This window comes from Serratia montpellierensis (assembly GCF_020858655.1).
In the GTDB taxonomy this organism is placed as follows: domain Bacteria; phylum Pseudomonadota; class Gammaproteobacteria; order Enterobacterales; family Enterobacteriaceae; genus Serratia; species Serratia montpellierensis.
In genome coordinates this window covers 160,528-177,342 of record NZ_VOSN01000001.1, presented here as the reverse complement: position 1 = coordinate 177,342, position 16,815 = coordinate 160,528, and the positions used below count along the sequence as shown (strand labels likewise).

General features: G+C 64.1%; 16 protein-coding genes and 1 tRNA gene. 11 read left to right on the top strand and 6 right to left on the bottom strand.

From position 1 onward, the window contains the following. Nucleotides 1–60: 60 nt before the first annotated feature. Together selA and selB are read left to right on the top strand one after the other, a co-directional pair. Nucleotides 61–1,455 (top strand): L-seryl-tRNA(Sec) selenium transferase, encoded by a 1,395-nt coding sequence (selA, locus tag FUU19_RS00810; RefSeq protein ID WP_230489513.1) that lies wholly within the window; start codon nt 61–63, stop codon nt 1,453–1,455. Next, nucleotides 1,452–3,308: a selenocysteine-specific translation elongation factor gene (gene selB / locus FUU19_RS00805; protein ID WP_230489512.1), complete on the top strand. Its 1,857-nt coding sequence runs from the start codon at nt 1,452–1,454 to the stop codon at nt 3,306–3,308. The genes selA and selB overlap by 4 nt, the downstream gene beginning before the upstream one ends. Here the strand turns inward: selB and FUU19_RS00800 are convergent. Then, nucleotides 3,298–4,209 (bottom strand): LysR family transcriptional regulator, encoded by a 912-nt coding sequence (locus FUU19_RS00800; RefSeq protein WP_230489511.1) that lies wholly within the window; start codon nt 4,207–4,209, stop codon nt 3,298–3,300. The genes selB and FUU19_RS00800 overlap by 11 nt on opposite strands. A 121-nt stretch (nt 4,210–4,330) precedes the next feature. Between FUU19_RS00800 and FUU19_RS00795 the strand changes: the two genes are divergently transcribed. Next, nucleotides 4,331–4,957, top strand: coding sequence for a LysE family translocator (locus FUU19_RS00795; protein WP_141971784.1), 627 nt, complete (start codon nt 4,331–4,333; stop codon nt 4,955–4,957). 55 nt (nt 4,958–5,012) lie between these two features. Here the strand turns inward: FUU19_RS00795 and FUU19_RS00790 are convergent, their stop codons facing one another. Next, complete coding sequence (locus FUU19_RS00790; protein ID WP_141971782.1) at nt 5,013–6,260, bottom strand: MFS transporter; 1,248 nt, start codon at nt 6,258–6,260, stop codon at nt 5,013–5,015. A gap of 217 nt (nt 6,261–6,477) precedes the next feature. Between FUU19_RS00790 and FUU19_RS00785 the strand changes: the two genes are divergently transcribed. Further along, complete coding sequence (locus tag FUU19_RS00785) at nt 6,478–7,470, top strand: acyltransferase (RefSeq protein ID WP_141996941.1); 993 nt, start codon at nt 6,478–6,480, stop codon at nt 7,468–7,470. On the opposite strand, the gene FUU19_RS00780 is transcribed toward FUU19_RS00785, so the two are convergent. From FUU19_RS00780 to FUU19_RS00770, 3 genes are all read right to left on the bottom strand, one after another. Continuing rightward, entirely contained in the window at nt 7,465–8,388 is a 924-nt protein-coding gene (locus tag FUU19_RS00780) for a GlxA family transcriptional regulator (protein ID WP_141996943.1), read from the bottom strand. The genes FUU19_RS00785 and FUU19_RS00780 overlap by 6 nt on opposite strands. Nucleotides 8,389–8,390: 2 nt before the next feature. After that, nucleotides 8,391–8,942, bottom strand: coding sequence for a cysteine hydrolase family protein (locus FUU19_RS00775; protein ID WP_169541158.1), 552 nt, complete (start codon nt 8,940–8,942; stop codon nt 8,391–8,393). Nucleotides 8,943–9,042: 100 nt separating this feature from the next. Further along, nucleotides 9,043–10,431: an amidohydrolase family protein gene (locus FUU19_RS00770; protein WP_230489510.1), complete on the bottom strand. Its 1,389-nt coding sequence runs from the start codon at nt 10,429–10,431 to the stop codon at nt 9,043–9,045. 207 nt (nt 10,432–10,638) lie between these two features. Here FUU19_RS00770 and FUU19_RS00765 point away from each other — a divergent pair, with 207 nt between their 5' ends. Further along, nucleotides 10,639–11,259 carry a nucleotidyltransferase domain-containing protein gene (locus FUU19_RS00765; RefSeq protein ID WP_230489535.1) on the top strand — a complete coding sequence of 207 codons (621 nt, stop codon included), beginning with the start codon at nt 10,639–10,641 and terminating at the stop codon, nt 11,257–11,259. Continuing rightward, on the top strand, nt 11,210–11,650 hold the full coding sequence (locus FUU19_RS00760; RefSeq protein WP_230507055.1) for a DNA-binding protein: 441 nt from the start codon (nt 11,210–11,212) through the stop codon (nt 11,648–11,650). Before FUU19_RS00765 ends, FUU19_RS00760 begins: the two co-directional genes overlap by 50 nt. Before the next feature lie 6 nt (nt 11,651–11,656). Here the strand turns inward: FUU19_RS00760 and FUU19_RS00755 are convergent, their stop codons facing one another. Further along, a complete protein-coding gene (locus tag FUU19_RS00755; RefSeq protein ID WP_230507054.1) occupies nt 11,657–12,511 on the bottom strand; it encodes a LysR family transcriptional regulator in 855 nt (284 codons plus the stop codon). A gap of 126 nt (nt 12,512–12,637) precedes the next feature. On the opposite strand from FUU19_RS00755, the gene FUU19_RS00750 reads away from it, so the two are divergent. The 5 genes from FUU19_RS00750 to FUU19_RS00730 all read left to right on the top strand — a co-directional run bounded on the left by FUU19_RS00750 (nt 12,638) and on the right by FUU19_RS00730 (nt 16,795). Next, nucleotides 12,638–13,837: a cyanate transporter gene (locus tag FUU19_RS00750; protein ID WP_304622302.1), complete on the top strand. Its 1,200-nt coding sequence runs from the start codon at nt 12,638–12,640 to the stop codon at nt 13,835–13,837. Between the two features lie 75 nt (nt 13,838–13,912). Continuing rightward, the gene (locus tag FUU19_RS00745; protein ID WP_230489508.1) at nt 13,913–15,256 is read left to right on the top strand and encodes an esterase-like activity of phytase family protein; all 1,344 of its coding nucleotides are present in this window, start codon (nt 13,913–13,915) and stop codon (nt 15,254–15,256) included. Between the two features lie 97 nt (nt 15,257–15,353). Beyond that, nucleotides 15,354–15,448 (top strand) — tRNA-Sec (locus FUU19_RS00740). Between the two features lie 89 nt (nt 15,449–15,537). Further along, entirely contained in the window at nt 15,538–16,050 is a 513-nt protein-coding gene (locus FUU19_RS00735) for an Mpo1 family 2-hydroxy fatty acid dioxygenase (protein WP_202670218.1), read from the top strand. A gap of 1 nt (nt 16,051) precedes the next feature. Beyond that, entirely contained in the window at nt 16,052–16,795 is a 744-nt protein-coding gene (locus FUU19_RS00730) for a nucleotidyltransferase family protein (RefSeq protein WP_202670219.1), read from the top strand. Nucleotides 16,796–16,815: the final 20 nt, after the last annotated feature.

Genomic DNA, 16,815 nt, shown 5'->3' with positions numbered 1-16,815 from the left:
TCTCCCCGCCGCTGCGGGGTTTTGCTATGCCGATACGTCTAAACTGAAAACCGAGCGACCATGAGCACAGAATCCCACCTTCTTTACAGCCAACTGCCCGCCATCGACCGTCTGCTGCGTGAACCCGCGATTGAACCGCTGGTGGCGCAGCATGGCCCGACGCTGATCGGCGAATTGCTGCGCCGGCTGCAGGCCCAGGCGCGCGACGCTATCAAGCAACAGCAACGTTTACCGGACTGGTGTGGCGACTGGCCGCAGGCGCTGCGGGTGGAGCTGGCCCGGCAGCAACGCCCGGCTTTGCTGCCGGTGTTCAACCTCAGCGGCACCGTGCTGCACACCAACCTCGGGCGCGCCCTGCTGGCGCAGCCGGTGAAGGACGCGGTCAGCGCGGTGATGGGGGAGGCGGTGACGCTGGAGTACGATCTGGACGGTGCCGGGCGCGGTCATCGCGATCGGGCGGTGGCGAGTCTGCTGTGCCGGCTGACCGGCGCGGAGGACGCCTGCATCGTCAATAACAACGCGGCGGCGGTATTGCTGATGCTGGCGGCGATCGCCCCCGGCAAAGAGGTGGTGGTGTCGCGCGGCGAACTGGTGGAGATCGGCGGCGCGTTCCGCATACCCGACGTGATGCGCCAGGCGGGCTGCCAACTGGTGGAGGTCGGCACCACCAACCGCACCCATCTGAAAGATTACCGCCAGGCCATCAGCGAGCAGACCGGCCTGTTGATGAAAGTGCACACCAGCAACTACAGCATTCAGGGCTTTACCGCGGCGGTCGACGAGGCTGAACTGGCGCAGCTCGGGGCCGAACAGGGCGTGCCGACCGCCACCGATCTGGGCAGCGGCTCGCTGATCGATATGGCGCAGTACGGCCTGCCCGCCGAACCGATGCCGCAGCGGCTGCTGGCCGCCGGCGTCGATCTGGTGACGTTCTCCGGCGATAAGCTGCTGGGCGGCCCGCAGGCCGGCATCATCGTCGGCAAAAAGGCGCTGATCGCTCGCCTGCAGCAGCATCCGCTCAAGCGCGCGCTGCGCGTCGGCAAGCTGACGCTGGCGGCCCTGGAGGCCACGCTGCAGCTCTATCTGCAGCCGGAAAAACTGGCTGAGCAGCTGCCGACGCTGCGGCTGCTGACCCGCCCGCAGCAGGAGATGCAACAGGCGGCCGAGCGGCTGCTGGCGGCGCTGAGACCACGGTTCACCGCCGATTTCGACCTGCGCGCCGAACCGTGCTGGTCGCAGATTGGCAGTGGTTCGCTGCCGGTGGATCGCCTGCCCAGCTATGCGCTGACCTTCACGCCGCGCGACGGCCGCGGCGCCACGTTGGAAGCGTTGGCTGAGCGCTGGCGCCGCCTGCCGCAGCCGGTGATCGGCCGCCTCGGCGACGGCCGGCTGTGGCTGGATCTGCGCTGTCTGGAACAGGAAGGGGCGCTGATCGACGCGCTGAGCGCATCATGATCATCGCCACCGCCGGCCATGTCGATCATGGCAAAACCACCCTGCTGCAGGCGATCTCCGGGATCAATGCGGATCGCCTGCCGGAAGAGAAGCGACGCGGCATGACCATCGATCTGGGCTACGCCTACTGGCCGCAGCCGGACGGCCGGGTGCTGGGCTTTATCGACGTGCCCGGCCACGAGAAATTCCTCGCCAATATGCTGGCGGGCGTCGGCGGCATCGACCATGCGTTGCTGGTGGTGGCCTGCGACGACGGCGTGATGGCGCAGACCCGCGAGCATTTGGCGATCCTGCGCCTGAGCGGGCGCCCGGCGCTGACGGTGGCGCTGACCAAGGCCGATCGGGTGGACGCGGCGCGTGTCGACGAGGTGCGCAGTCAGGTGCGCGACGAGCTGGCGCGCCAGGGCTGGCCCGATGCGCCGCTGTTCGTTACCGCTGCGGCGGAGGGCGAGGGCATCGACGCGCTGCGCGCGCATTTGCTGGCGCTGTCGCCCGGCGAGCATGCGCTGACGCGCCGTTTTCGTCTGGCGGTAGACCGTGCGTTCAGCGTCAAAGGGGCGGGGCTGGTGGTGACCGGCACTGCGCTCGGCGGCCGGGTGCAGGTTGGGGATACGCTGTGGCTGACCGGCGCCGACGCGCCGGTGCGGGTACGTGGCCTGCATGCTCAGAATCAGACCGTGGAACAGGCGCAGGCCGGGCAACGCATCGCGTTGAACATCAGCGGCGATGTCGATAAAGATCGGATCGTGCGCGGCGATTGGCTGCTGGCGCAGCGCCCACCGGAGGCGGCGGAACGCATTCTGGTGGCGCTGGAGACGGATCGGCCGATTCGCCATTGGCAGCCGCTGCATCTGCACCATGCCGCCAGCCACATCACCGGGCGCATTTCGCTGCTGAACGACGGGCTGGCGGAACTGATCCTCGATCGCCCGCTGTGGCTGGCGGAGAACGATCGGCTGGTGCTGCGCGATATCGGCGCAAGGCAAACGCTGGGTGCGGCCCGAGTGCTCAAGCTGAGCGCCCCCAAGCGCGGCAAGCGTCAGCCGGACTACCTGGCATGGCTGCAGGCTCTGGCGCAGGCGCAAGACGACGCGCAGGCGCTGGCGCTTGAGCTGCCGCACGGCGCACTGTCGCTGGCGGCGTTCGCCTGGGCGCGTCAGTTGACCGACGACGGCCTGGCGGCACTGCTGGCGAACCGCGATCTGCTGATCGTCGGTGACCGGGCGCTGGCGCAGGAGCAGGTGCAACAGGCGGAGAGCCGCCTGCTACAGGTGCTGGCGGAGTACCACCAACAGCACGCCGACCAGCTGGGGTTAGGACGCGCCCGTCTGCGGCGCATGGCGCTGCCTCAGCAGCCGGAAGCGCTGGTGTTTATGATGATCGATCGGCTGCTGAAGGCCGGCGCGTTGCGCAATACGCGCGGCTGGCTGCACCTGCCGGAACACGGCCTGGCGTTCAGCACCGACGAGGCGCCGCTGTGGGCGCGCATCGAACCGCTGTTCGGCGACGAGCCGTGGTGGGTGCGCGATCTGGCGACTGAGCTGGGCGAGGAGGAGAGCCGGGTGCGCGCGCTGCTGCGCAAGGCGGCTCAGCTGGGCCATGTGACGGCGGTGGTGGTGGACCGCTACTACCTCAGCCGACGCATCGATCAGTTCGCGGCGCTGATCCGCGAGCTGGATGCGGAGCGCGGGGGCGCCAACGCCGCCGATTTCCGCGATCGGCTCGGCGTCGGGCGCAAGCTGGCGATCCAGGTGCTGGAGTTCTTCGATCGCAGCGGCTTTACCCGCCGCAAGGGCAACGAGCATCCGCTGCGCGACGGCGGGTTGTTCGGTAGCGAGTCCCCTACCCGATAAACCTGACGGCGGCCCGGCTGACGTCGGGCGTTTGGGCGGTGAGAAACGCCTGTAAGCGTTCGATCAGCGGCCGTTTGGCCGACTCCGCCGGCCATACCAGATAATAACCGTCGCCGGTGCGCACGGCGGCGTCACAAGGCAGCGCCAATAACCCCTCCTTAATGGTTCGCAGGCTCAGCGCCAGATCGCCGATCGAGACGCCGTGCCCGGCGATGGCCGCCGCATTGCCCTGTTCCAGCGAATCAAATACCTGGCCGCGTGTGAGATCGATCGGGGCCGCGATGCCGCTTTTTTGCAGCCAGCGCCGCCAGTCGCGCCGATCGGGCGAAGGATGGATCAGCGGGCAGGTGGCGAGATCGCGCTGCGCGTTGGCGAGCAGCGCGGGGGCGCAAATTGGGATCAGCCATTCGTCGAACAGCTTGGCGGCAGCGGTATTGGCGCCGAAATGGCCGTTGCCGAGCAGGATGGCGCAGTCGTAGGGTTCGCTGAAAAAATCCACGCTGTCGATGTCCATCCAGACGCTGGCTGCCTGCACGTCGAACGCCTGCGCCGTTTGCCGGAACCGGCTCAGGCAGTCCAGCAGCCAGCGCATGGTCAGGGTGGAGGGTGCCTTCAGCCGCAGCAGATCGCGGTGGCTTCTGAACAGCTCGCAGGCTTGCTCGATGCGGCCAAACCCTTGCTGCAGCTCGGCGGCGAAGATTTTCCCCTGCGGCGTGACCTCGATACGCGGGCCGTTGCGCTGGAACAACCGGCAGCCGAAGTGCTGCTCCAGCGTTTTGATGTGCTTGCTGACCGCGCTCGGGGTGAGATGCAGCTCCTCGGCGGCCAGCGTGAACGAGCCGGTGCGGGCGGCGCTTTCGAAGGCGCGCAGGGCGTAAAGCGGCGGAAGGGAACTGGCCATCGCGGCGTCTCTAATAATGAGTCTGATTCACAGTAAACGACAGGATTACTCCTTTTTCAAGGCGGGGGCGGCGGCATGATAATGGCGCGACGTCAACTGACTGAATGTGAGTGAAATAAAGATGAACCTCTCGTTACTGGCGGCGTATTTCGCCGCCATTTTGTTGCTGATCGCCACGCCGGGGCCGGTGGTGGTGATGGTGGCCAACACCGCAGCGCGCTTTGGCGCCCGGCGTGCGCTGTTGACCGCGCTGGGCAGCAACGGGGCCTCTTTGTTGCTGATCGGCATCGCCGCGCTGATCGTCACCGGGCTGTTCGCGGTGGATATGCGCATGCTGCAGTGGGTAGGCCTGTTGGGCTGTCTGTTTATCGGCCGTATGGCGATCGTCTCGCTGTATGAGGATTTATCCGCGCGAACCCCCGATGCGCAGCCCGTTGCGCCGTCGCAAAAACGCTCGGCGATCGCGAACGGTTTTCTGGTGGGCATCGCCAACCCCAAGGACATCATCTTCTTCGTCGCTTTTTTTCCGCAGTTTATCGCCGTCACCCCCTCGATCGGCGTCAGCCTGACGCTGTTGACCGCGCTGTGGGTGCTGGCGGATTTCGCCATCTTGCTGGCCTATATCACCCTGCTGTCGGGAACGGCGCTGCAGCGCGTGCGGCGGGCGATCTCTGTCCTGTCGGCGTTGCTGCTGTTGGGGGTGGCGGTAGTGGGAGCAGGGTATGCGCTGTGGGAGCTGCTCGGCTGAAGCCGCATAAAAAAAACGCCGGTCGGGAAACCGGACCGGCGTTTTATCGTCGCGCTTAAGCCGCGCCGTTCGGCTGCGGCGTGGGGTTGCCGCCGCGGCGTTTGCCGATAAACAGCGCCACCAGCGTCAGCCAGCACAGGCCGCTGATGAGGTTGAACAGATTGAACAGCCCACTGCCGCCCCAGACGTAGGCGACCTTGGCCAGCTCGATGCCGACGGTGAACACCATCATGCTCAGCATGCCCATGGTGGCGGACACGGTGCCTTTGCTGACGTTGCTGGAGAACAGCGTCAGGCGGTACAGGCCGGCGTTGGCGAGGCCGATGCCGAAGGCGTACAGACTCAGGCCGGCGGTCATCCACAGGTAGGCGTGGCTGGAGAACTGGGTCGCCAGCGCGGCGATCAGCAGCCCCAGCAACATCGGGCCTGCGCCCAGCTTGATCAGGCGCTCCACGCTGTTTTTGCCGGTCAGGCGCGCCAGCGTCAGGTTGCCGAGGATCAGCGCGCCGAACACCGGGATTTGCAGCAGGCCGTAATCCAGCGTCGACAGCGACTCACCGCTGATCAGGATCACCGGCGACTGGGCGATCCAGGCCAGCAGTGGCAGGCTGGCGAAACCGATCGCCAGCGCGCCGCACAGGAAGCGGCGGTTGCCCAGCACCTGGCGGTAGTCGCGCCACAGATTGGCGGCGGAAAACGCCTCGCCCTGCAGCGTGGCGGTTTCCGGCATGGCTTTCCACAGGCCGTAGAAGGCAATGGCCGCCAGCGCGGCGAACAGCACGAACATGCTCTGCCACGGCGCGACGTGGATCAGCGCCGCGCCGGCCAGCGGCCCGAGCAGCGGGGCGATCAGCGCCACGTTGGCCATCAGGGCGGTGATTTTGATGCACACCGATTCTTCAAACGACTCCTGGATGGTGGCGTAGCCGACCGCGCCGATAAAGCACAGGCCGATGCCCTGCAGGAAACGCATGGCGATGAACTGCTCGATGTTGGTGACCAGCAGGATCGCCAGGCAGGAGACGATAAAGAACGCCACCCCGGCCAGCATCACCGGGCGACGGCCGCGGCGATCCGACAGCGGCCCGAGCAGCCACTGCAGGAAGATGCCGCCGGCCAGATAGGCGGTCATCGAGGTAGGCACCCACTCTTCGCCGGCGTTGAAATCCGCCACGACGGCCAGCATGCCCGGCTGAATCATATCGTTGCCGATATAGGTGGCGAACTCGAACAGCACCAGACAAAGAGGGAATAAAAGCGCCTGTCGGCCCAAACGTGCCGCAGGTGGTAATGTCGTTTTCATATTATTGTACTGATAGTAAAAGAGAAAAAGGAACTGCCAGGGCGGGAAGCGCAAACTGAGCGAGTTATGGCGGCTATTTTGCCGCCAATTGTTCACCTTCGCAATCATAAGGTGTTGTTTAAGTGCATTCTGATATTTCGCTTTTGGGTTGTCGCCGAACGCCGTGCCCGATAACCTCTTCTTAACATATCAATATGACACAAGATCGGGCGAGCGTTTGAGCGAGAAAATCGGCTGGATAGACAACCTGCGGGCGATGGCGTGCATGATGGTGGTGATGATCCACGCCACCACCTATTACGTCACCAACGGCGCGGCGATAGGGCTGCACAACTGGGATATCGCCAACGTGCTGAACTCGCTGTCGCGCGTATCGGTGCCGCTGTTCTTTATGATTTCCGGCTACCTGTTCTTCGGCGAAAAGAGCGCCGGCCGCCGGCATTTCACCCGCATCATCTGCTGCATTCTGTTCTACAGCGCTATCGCGCTGATCTATATCGCAGCCTTTACCAAGATCGGTTTCTGGCCATCGCTGCGCGGCATGTTGCAAAAGCCGGTGTTCTATCATCTGTGGTTTTTCTACGCCATCGCGGTGATTTACCTGCTGTCGCCGCTGATCAGCGTCAAACCGGTGTCGCGCTACGCCCTGGCCGCCGCGCTGGTGGTGTTGGCGGTGATCGCCAACCCGAATACCGACAAGCTGACCTTCGGCAACGCGCACCTGCTGCCGGTTAACCTGTATATCTACGGCGATACCTTCTACTACCTGCTGTATGCGCTGGCCGGACGGGCGATTGGCATGATGGAGGCGCGCGGGCGCGCCGTGGGCTGGTTGGCGGCATTGGGATTTGCGCTGTGCGTGGCGCTGATCGCTCGCGGCACCAAACACCAATTGTTCATCAACGGCAACTTCGCCGATACCTACTACATCTACAGTGGCCCGCTGGTGTTTATGGCGGCGGTGGCGCTGCTGGTATGGGTGAAACACTGTTTGCCGCAGCCGATCGGCTGGCTGAGCGCGTTCTCCCGCCATTCGCTGGCGATCTACGGTTTTCACGCCCTGATCGTCAACGTGATGCGCAGCCGGCACCTGGACTTCACCGGCCACCCGCTGCTGGATATCTTCTGGGTGTTCGGCGTGGCGCTGGGGCTCAGCCTGCTGCTGTCTGTCGGCCTGCAGCGGCTGGATACCCGCCGGCTGGTGTCATAGCGGCGAGTGCTGGCGCTGCTGGGCGCGGCGCAGCTGTCGCCCGGAAGAAAAACCGGCCGCCAGCGCGGCCTTCTCCAAGCCATACCCTTGCTGCAGGCGCTGTTGTGCCACCGCCAGCCGCAGCTGCTCATGATATTCCCGCACGCTGATGCCGACGTGGCTGCGAAACAGCCGCGCCAGGTGGCGGCTGCTGACGTGCGCCTTCTCCGCTATCTGCGGCACCGACCAGTCGGCCTCCGGCTCGGCGGCCATCACGTCCTGCGCGCGGTGCACCGCCGGGTGCAGGTGGTTGCGGTAGCGCAGCCAGGGCGACAGCTGCGGATCGTCCCCGGCGCGGCGGAAATAGACCACCATATCGCGGGCGACGTCGCGCGCCCGGCCGGAACCGCAGTGGCGGTGGACCAGGTGCAGCGCCAAATCGATGCCGGTGGTGATGCCCGCGCTGGTGTAGACGCCGCGATCTTCGACGAAGATACGGTTCTCTTTCACCTGCGCCGCCGGCGCCTGCCGGCGGATACGTTCGATGACGTCGTGGTGGGTGGTGCACTGATAGCCGTCGAGCAGCCCGGCCTGCGCCGCCAGCAGCGCGCCGGAACAGATGCACACCAGGGTGATGCGCTGCCGCTGCAGGTCGGGCCGCAGCGTCGCCAGCCAGCGGCGCGCCTGCTCGGCCTCTTCCCCGGCGAAATAGCGCTGCGAATCGCCGACGCCCGGCAGCACCAGGATGGCGCCGTCTTCCAGGCGCTCGGGCAACGGCTGCAGGCCGCTCAGCGTCATGCCGATGGAGCAGACGATCTGCGGCGCCGGGCTGAGATAACGCAGGGTGAACTGCCCGGCGAGGCGCAGGGTTTCCGCCGGGCCGCTGACGTCCAGCGACAACACGTTGGGCAACAGCAGAAAATAGACGGCCTGCGACATGGTTACTCCTGTGCGAGTTGCGCCAGCGCCTCATCCACGCTGGCGATGCGGGCAAAACGATCGACCAGTACGGTTTCAGTATGCCGTTTCAACTGCGCGGGGGTAAAGACTTCGCCGTCGGGATGGCGCATCGGGAAGGTCAGCGTCGCCTCGGTGACGAAAGTCACCCGATAACCGAGATCGGACGCCACCCGGGTGGTGGTTTCGCAGCACTGCTCGGTGCGGATGCCGGAGACGATCAGGTGGTTGATATTCCGTTCGCGCAGCCAGGCGTCGAGGCCGGATTCGGTCAGCGCATTGTGCACATGCTTATGCACGGTGATATCCGCCTGGTGGGTGAGGAACGGCAGGCGCTGCACATGGCCTGAAGCCAGCGAGAAAGGCCCCTGCGGCGAAACGTGCAGCACGTCGACCAGCGCTGCGCCGCGTTGTTGGCAGCCCGCGATCAGACGGGTCAGCGCCTGTTGAAACGCCGGCAGATCGTCCTCCTGCCAGAATGGACGGTGCTGGAATGATTGCTGGACATCGATGATTAATAACGCGCTCTGTGACATTTTCGGCCCTCCGCCAGTGTGTGTAGCGACCATCTTGCGCCGCTACTGACTCTGGCAGAAGGCCAAAAACGGCCATCATGATGACAACGGCGGACCGACCTTAGGCTTTGCTCACCTGACCGGCCACCAGGCGCCCCTGATGGAAGGTGGCGTTGCGCGCCGGCAGACGGGCGACCGCCTCGGCAGAGCAGCTGGCGTTGACCAGCACGAACTCGGCGGCATCGCCGGCTTTCGGCCAGGCGCGCTGCCCCTTATGGTCCAGCGGCAGCACGCCGCCGGTGGAGATGGCCATGGCGCGCGACAGGTGATACTCGTCGGAACCGCGGTACAGCTGAGCATACAGGTTGGCCTTCTCCAGGATGTCGCCGGTGCCGAACGGCGACCAGTGGTCGATCACGCTGTCGGTGCCGGTCATCACGAACACCCCTTTCTCACTGAGCTGTGGCAGCGGCATCATCAGGCCGCCGATCGGCACCGTGGAGGCGATGGTGATCTGCTGCGCCGCCAGCCGGGTGGCGGTTTCCGCCAGTTCGCCCGGCGTCAGCGTGGTCAGGGCGAAAGCGTGGCTGATGGTGACCTTGCCGCGCAGCGCCGGGTTTTTCTCCACGGTGGCGATCATGTAGTTGATGGCGGCGACCCCGGCCGGGCTGGTTTCATGCAGGTGGATATCCACGCCTTTGCCGGTATCGAGGGCGATCTGGAACATGGCGTCCAGCGATTTCTCCATCGCGCCGTCGACGTTGGTCGGATCGAGCCCGCCGACGTACTGCACGCCCATCTGCATCGCTTCGCGCATCAGCGCATCGACCCTGGAGTGCAGCAGGCCGTGCTGCGGGAAAGCGACGATTTCACAGCTGAAGTCCGCCCGGTGGTTTTCCAGCGCGCGCTGCAGGTGCTCCAGGCTTTTCAGGCCGCTGACCGGATCGATATTGCAGTGGCTGCGCGCCACGGTGCTGCCTTTGGACTGCAGCAGGGCGATCAGATTTTCCGCCCGCTGCTGCGAGGTGGGCAGCAGTGTCGGGATCAGCGTCTGCTCCAGCGCGATCATGTCCATGATGGTTTTGCCCTGGCGCGGGCGCGGCGCCTGCCACGGGCCGCTGTAGAAGGTTTTGTCCAGGTGGATGTGCATATCGCGAAACGCCGGCAGCAGCAGCTGGCCCTGCGCCTTATAGCGGGGCACGCCGGCGGGCAGCGCGGCGTTGGCGGCGTGAATGGCGGCGATCTTGCCGTCTTTGATCTCCAGTGTGTACAGCGCGGTGCGGGTGCCGATCACCGTGTCGCCGTCGTATTCAAAGCCGTCTTCCAGCCGCACCTCACTCAGGCAGTAGTGGCGATCGGTCAAGGTCATCGGCGTTGGCGCACATTGCCCGTCGCCCGGTGACGCGGCCTGCGCCATGCCGCCGGTCAGGCCGATCACCGCGCAGGCGGTGGTGAGTTTGCCGGTTTGGCTGAGGAAGGCTCTGCGGCCCGGTTGCTGAGGGTTTTCCACGTTCGGTTCCTTAATCCAGAGGTGAGGGAGTGAAAACATCCCCCAATTTAGGAGAGGAACCGACCGGTTGGCAGCGACATTTGCCACTGGTGACTATTCGATTTGGTAATGATCGGCGTCTGTCGGCGGAAGGGTGCTCTTGGCTTGCTCTTTCGCAGCGTTAATGGCTACATTTGTAGTCATTAAAGCTACATTGAGGTCAGCGTGATGCACGATCCGATGCTCGAATTACTGTTCAGCGAATACCGTAGAAAAGTGCTAAGCCTGCTGTTTATTGAAGCCGGGCAGGCGTTTCATGTGCGAGAAATTGCGCGGCGCACCGCAACTCAGGCCGGGACTTTACATAAAGAGTTGAGCCGGCTGGCTGAAGGCGGCATCTTGCTCCGGCAGCGGCAGGGCAACCAAATTTGCTATCAGGCTAACGCCGATTGCCTGATTTTTCCCGAGCTGGCGGCGATTTTCCGCAAGTCCTGCGGCCCGGCTGCGCGCTTACGGCAGGTGCTGACTGGATTTGGGGAGGACATCGAACGGGCTTTCATCTTTGGTTCCGTCGCCAGTGGCAAAGCGACGGCGGCCAGTGATATCGATGTTCTGATCGTCGGTAAACTGTCTTTTGCGGATGTAATTCAGGCGGTTTATCCGCTGCAGGCAACGCTGGGTCGGGAAATTAACCCCAAACTGTACTCGCCGGAAGAGTGGCGAGCGGCTTTGGCCGAGAACTCCGCGTTTATTCAGGACATTATGCAGAAACCCCAACTCTGGATTGCGGGAGACAAGGATGACGCTGGACAATCTGGTCGGGCTGGGACTGGAGGTGATAACGCCTGACGCGGGGGCGATTAAAAAATTGCTGGCCGCCGCCGCTCGCAACCGACGCGATGCGGGTATCACTCAGCTCAGCAATGAGAGCCGTTTCGACATGGCATATAAGGCGGGCGTGCAAATGGCTAATGCCGCTTTGCACGCCAAGGGATACCGTACGCTGACCAGCAGGCTTGGTCATCACCAGACCATGATCCAAACGTTGCCGCTCACTGTAGGGTTGCCGCGCGAGGCAACGATCTGCCTGGATGCATTGCGAAAACAGCGCAATGTGGCGGATTACTCCGGTGATTTGGTGACGGATGCGGCGGTACAAGCTTGCCTTGAGCAGACAGAAGCGCTGTGGGTACGGACTATCGACTGGCTGCAGCGCGAATATCCGCAGATAGTGGCGTAAGTGGTCTCACTTCAACCCGCAAAACACCGCCAGCCGCTGGGCCAGCGCCAGCGTGGCGGCGGGGGCGCCGTCGCGGTAGTAGAGCGCCAGTTCGAAGCTGTCTATCGGCGGTAATCCTTCGGCCTCACCCAGAACCCGGTGCGCGGGCAGACGGCAGCCGGCCGGCAGCAGGGTGACGCCCAGCCCGGCGGCGGAAGCGGCGGTCAGCGCCGCCAGGCTGGCGCTGCTGTAACCGATGCGCCAGCGTTTGCCGAGGGTGTCCAGCGCCTGGCACAGCTCTTCGCGGTACAGGCCGCTTAGCGGGAACACCGCCAGCGGCACCGGCGATTGCTCGATGGCCGGGAAGGCCAGGCTGTCCAGCCACAGCAGCGGTTCCGGCCGCGCGGCGCGCGGCGGTTGCCGGCGGCGCTGTTTCACCAGGATCAGATCCAGCTCTTCACGCGCGTAGGCGCTATGCAGATCGGCGCTCAGGCCGCTGGCCGACTTCAGCCGCAGGTGCGGGTGCTCACGGCTGAAGTCGGCCAGCAGCTCGGTGGTGGGCACGGCGAAATCTTCCGGCATGCCGATCCGCAGCACGCCGTCGCGCCAGATGCCGGTCAGCGCGTCGTGGGCTTCTTCATTTAGCGCGATAATGCGGCGCGCGTAGCTCAACAGCTTGACGCCTTCTTCGGTCAGCAGCACCTGATGCGAGGAGCGCTCAAACAGCGGCTTGCCCAGCATCTCTTCCAGCCGGCGCACCTGCTGGCTGACGGTGGACTGCGACAAAAACACCCGCTCTGCGGCGCGGGTGAAGCTGTTGCTGTCGCATACGGCGACGAAGCTGAGCAGCAGCTGCGGATTGAACATCGGGTAGCGATTCATTTTCCCACTGTTGGCTATTTTATTATTTAATTTCCCAATACTAGCGGCGTTGCCTACAGTAACGCAACGCTGCGGCGATCGCGCTGTGACGCCGCACTCTTCATTTCGCAGTACCAGGAATATACCTTGTTAAATCATTCTATTAATTCATCCTCCTCGCGCCGCTGGTTCAACCCCCTGTTGCTGGCGCTGGTGTTGATCGGCCTGAACATGCGGCCGCTGTTGACCTCGATCGGCCCGTTGCTGCCGACGCTGCGCCAGGCTACCGGGCTGAGCTTTGGCGGCGCGGCGCTGCTGACCACGCTGCCGGTGCTGATGATGGGGCTGATGGCGCTGGCGGGCGGCGCCATCAATCGGCTGTTCAGCGAACGCAGCGCCGTGACGCTGAGCCTGCTGGCGATCGGGCTGGGCGCGCTTTGGCGCGAACTGGCCCCCGGCAGCGTGCAACTGTTAATGAGCGCGGTGCTGGGCGGGCTCGGCATCGGGGTGATCCAGGCGGTGATGCCCGGCATCATCAAGCATCACTTCCTCAAAAGCATGGCGCTAGTGGCCGGGCTGTGGTCGGCGGCGCTGATGGGTGGCGGCGGTCTGGGGGCGGCGATCACCCCATGGCTGATGAGTACGGGGCGCGACTGGCACAGCGCGCTGGCCTGGTGGGCGTTGCCGGCCCTGGAGGCGCTGCTGGCCTGGTGGCCGGTCAGCCGCGGGCTGTCTCGCCTGGGCGCGGCGGGAGAACACCGCGGCCCAAGCCTGCTGCGCAACCGGCGCGCCTGGCTGCTCGGTGCCTATTTCGGCCTGATCAACGGCGGCTATACCAGCCTGATCGCCTGGCTGCCACCGTACTACATGCAGCTCGGCTGGCAGCCGCAGGCCAGCGGTTCGCTGCTGGCGCTGATGACCTTCGGCCAGGTGATGGGCGCGCTGCTGCTGCCGGCACTGGCGCGCAATCATGACCGGCGGCCGCTGCTGCTGTTGGCCTTGATGATGCAACTGATCGGCTTTATCGGCCTGATTTACCTGCCGCAAACGCTGCCGTGGCTGTGGGTGCTGGTTTCCGGGCTGGGGCTGGGCGGCGCGTTCCCGCTGTGCCTGGTGCTGGCGCTCGATCACCTGCACCAGCCGGCGGCGGCCGGGCGACTGGTGGCCTTTATGCAGGGCGTCGGCTTCCTGCTGGCGGGTGTGACGCCCTACCTTTCCGGCCTGCTGCGCGACTACAGCGGCGGCTTCGTGCTGGACTGGCAGATCCACGCGCTGCTGGTGGTGGTGTTGATCGCCATCACCTGGCGCTTCCATCCGCACAGCTACCGACGGGCGTTCGCCGAATAATATTTCTGTCATTGCCGCTCCCTATAGTGACGTTGCTTTTACTTCTGGGCGATAACAACGAAAAGGGACAATGACATGCACAACACCAAAACCCGGCTGGCGCTGCTGGTCGGCTGCATGGCGCTGAGCGCCAACCTGTGGGCCGACGCGCAGCCGGTGCAAGCGACGCTGGCCGGGCATGCGCTGCTGCCGGTGAAATCCGCCGTTTCCACACCGAAGGACGCGCCGAGCGATCTGCAGCAGAGCGGCAAGTACACCAGCGGCAAACGCGTCACCGAGCTGGGCAGCGTGGCGGGCAAATCCGCCGATCGCCTGACCGGCCTCGGCCTGCCGATCGACGGCCAGCCGCTGCAGGGCCACTCCGGCATCAAACACATGCCCGACGGCACCTACTGGGTGCTGACCGACAACGGCTTCGGCAGCAAGGCCAACTCCCCGGACGCCATGCTGTACCTCAACCACTACAAGATCGATTTCAAAGACGGCACGGTCGCGCCGCTGAAGACGGTGTTCCTGCACGATCCGGATAAAGAGGTGCCGTTCCACATCATCAACGAGAGCACCGAGAAGCGTTATCTGACCGGCAGCGATTTCGATCCGGAAAGCTTCCAGTTTGCCGACGATGCCTTATGGATCGGTGAAGAGTTCGGGCCTTACCTGATCAAGGCCGACCTGAACGGCAAAGTGCTGGCGGTGTTCGACACTCAGGTAGACGGCAAGGTGGTGAAATCGCCGGACAACCCGACGCTGACCCTGCCGGGCGCGCCGGACGGCAAGCAGAACTTCCAGGTGGCGCGTTCCAAAGGCTTTGAAGGCATGGCCGCTTCGCCGGACGGCAGCAAGCTGTACCCGCTGCTGGAAGGGGCGCTGTGGGACGGCGAGCAGTTCGAGAACGTCGGCGGCAAACGCTACCTGCGGGTGCTGGAGTTTGACGTGAAACAGCAGGCCTGGACCGGCCGCAGCTGGCAGTACGTGCTGGAAGACAACCAGAACGCCATCGGCGACTTCAACATGATCGACGCCACCCACGGGCTGGTGATCGAGCGCGACAACGGCGAAGGCACGCCGGATAAGGCCTGCGCCGCCGGTGCGCCGACCGACAACTGCTTCAGCCAGGTGGCCAAGTTCAAACGAGTGTATAAAATCGCCTTCTCGGACGCCAACGTCGGCAAACCGGTCGAAAAACTGGGCTATATCGACCTGATGAACATTCAGGATCCGAACAAGCTGGCGCGCAAACCGCTGAACGACGGCGTGCTGACCTTCCCGTTCTTCACCATCGAGAACGTGGACGTGGTGGACGCCAACCACATCATCGTCGGTAACGACAACAACTTCCCGTTCTCCTCCAGCCGCCAGCCCAATATGGCGGATGACAACGAGTTCATCCTGCTGGACGTGAAGGATTTCCTGAAGTAGCGCTCCTCGGCCGCCGAATCGCCGGCGGCCGCCATTTCCCGCTTAGCGCAGCGAACAAACTGCGCTATAATCAGCGCCTTGCTTCTCTCTTCTCCAAGGAAGATCCTCGTCCCCGGTGGGGCGGCCGGACTTCAAATCCGGTTGGGGCCGCCAGCGGTCCTGGGCAGGTTCGACTCCTGTGATCTTCCGCCAATCCCTGACCATTTTCCTATGCTGAACGATACGGCTATCTTTAATGCAATGAGCCGGCTCGGCCGTGCGCGCATCATTCTGAGGTCAACATGCGAAGTCTGGAAGATCAACTTGCCGCTTATGCCGCCTATCACCGCGATGCGCGCAATATTGCCACGCATTTTATCGGCATCCCGCTGATCGTCGTCAGCCTGCTGGCGCTGCTCTCCCGGCCGGCATGGGGCGCGGGGTGGCTGCCGTTCTCGCCGGCCTGCGCGGTGGTTATCGTGTCGGCTTTCTATTACCTGCGGCTGAGTCTGCACCTTGGCGTCATGATGCTGGCGTTGCTGCTGCTGTGCCTAGGGGTCGGCGCCTGGGTGGCGTCGCTGTCGACGGCGGCGTGGCTGAGCGTCGGCATCGGCGGCTTCGTCATCGGCTGGCTGTTTCAGTTTGTCGGGCATTTCTGGGAGGGACGAAAACCGGCGTTTATGGACGACGTGACGGGCCTGATCATCGGCCCGCTGTTCGTGCTGGCGGAAGCCTGCTTCCTGGCCGGCGGGCTGCGCGAACTGCAGCGGAACATCGAAATGCGCTCGGGCAAAGTGCGCAACGGGAGGGCATGAGGTGGCGTTGATTCCCACGGTGACGTCATTTCCGCTGCAGCGGGCTTTTATCCCGCTGCTGGAAGCGCTGACGGCGGGGCTGCCGCGTCAATTTCCGGCGCTTATCCACAGCATTTATCTCTACGGCAGCGTCGCGCGCGGCGAAGCCCTTCCCGGCGTGTCCGATCTGGACATCACGCTGTTGCTCATCAAGCCGGCCGATAGTGAGGCGTTACAGCGCCTTGAGGCGTGGCGGCAAGCCTTTCAGCTGGAGCAGCGGATCGTGAGCAAGGTCGACGTTGACATCGGCAGCGTCGAGGAGGCGTTGGCGCCGGAGCATCACGATTCCTGGGGATTTTGGCTGAAGCATCACTGCCGCTGCCTGTGGGGCGAAGACGTGTCCGCCGCTTTTTCGCTGTTTCGGCCCGATCGGCGCATCGCGCTGGCGGTCAATGCCGATTTGCACCGCGTATTGGCGCGTTATCGGGAGCAACTGCTGCAGGCAAGGACGGTATCGGATGAGAGGCGCTTAAAGCGCGAAGCGGCCAGAAAACTGATCCGAGCCACCAATATGCTGCGCGCCGAGGGAAGCCCGTTCTGGCCAATAACGTTAACCGACTATGCCGAACAGCTGTCGGCGCTTTATGCAGAGCAGCGAGATGAAATGGACTATTGGTTAGCGCACGCGGTGGGAGAGGCGAATGACGCGGATTTTAGCGACAGAATGATGCGATTTCTCGACTGGATCGAAGCACAGAAAAAATAACGCCGGCTTGAGCCGGCGTT

Bases quoted from the DNA above. Each gene is read 5' to 3' on its own strand.
- selA (WP_230489513.1), top strand. From the start codon at position 61: ATGAGCACAGAATCCCACCTTCTTTACAGCCAACTGCCCGCCATCGAC.
- FUU19_RS00800 (WP_230489511.1), bottom strand. From the start codon at position 4,209: ATGGCCAGTTCCCTTCCGCCGCTTTACGCCCTGCGCGCCTTCGAAAGC.
- FUU19_RS00790 (WP_141971782.1), bottom strand. From the start codon at position 6,260: ATGAAAACGACATTACCACCTGCGGCACGTTTGGGCCGACAGGCGCTT.
- FUU19_RS00765 (WP_230489535.1), top strand. From the start codon at position 10,639: ATGCACGATCCGATGCTCGAATTACTGTTCAGCGAATACCGTAGAAAA.
- selB (WP_230489512.1), top strand. From the start codon at position 1,452: ATGATCATCGCCACCGCCGGCCATGTCGATCATGGCAAAACCACCCTG.
- FUU19_RS00795 (WP_141971784.1), top strand. From the start codon at position 4,331: ATGAACCTCTCGTTACTGGCGGCGTATTTCGCCGCCATTTTGTTGCTG.
- FUU19_RS00775 (WP_169541158.1), bottom strand. From the start codon at position 8,942: ATGTCACAGAGCGCGTTATTAATCATCGATGTCCAGCAATCATTCCAG.
- FUU19_RS00780 (WP_141996943.1), bottom strand. From the start codon at position 8,388: ATGTCGCAGGCCGTCTATTTTCTGCTGTTGCCCAACGTGTTGTCGCTG.
- FUU19_RS00745 (WP_230489508.1), top strand. From the start codon at position 13,913: ATGCACAACACCAAAACCCGGCTGGCGCTGCTGGTCGGCTGCATGGCG.
- FUU19_RS00760 (WP_230507055.1), top strand. From the start codon at position 11,210: ATGACGCTGGACAATCTGGTCGGGCTGGGACTGGAGGTGATAACGCCT.
- FUU19_RS00735 (WP_202670218.1), top strand. From the start codon at position 15,538: ATGCGAAGTCTGGAAGATCAACTTGCCGCTTATGCCGCCTATCACCGC.
- FUU19_RS00755 (WP_230507054.1), bottom strand. From the start codon at position 12,511: ATGAATCGCTACCCGATGTTCAATCCGCAGCTGCTGCTCAGCTTCGTC.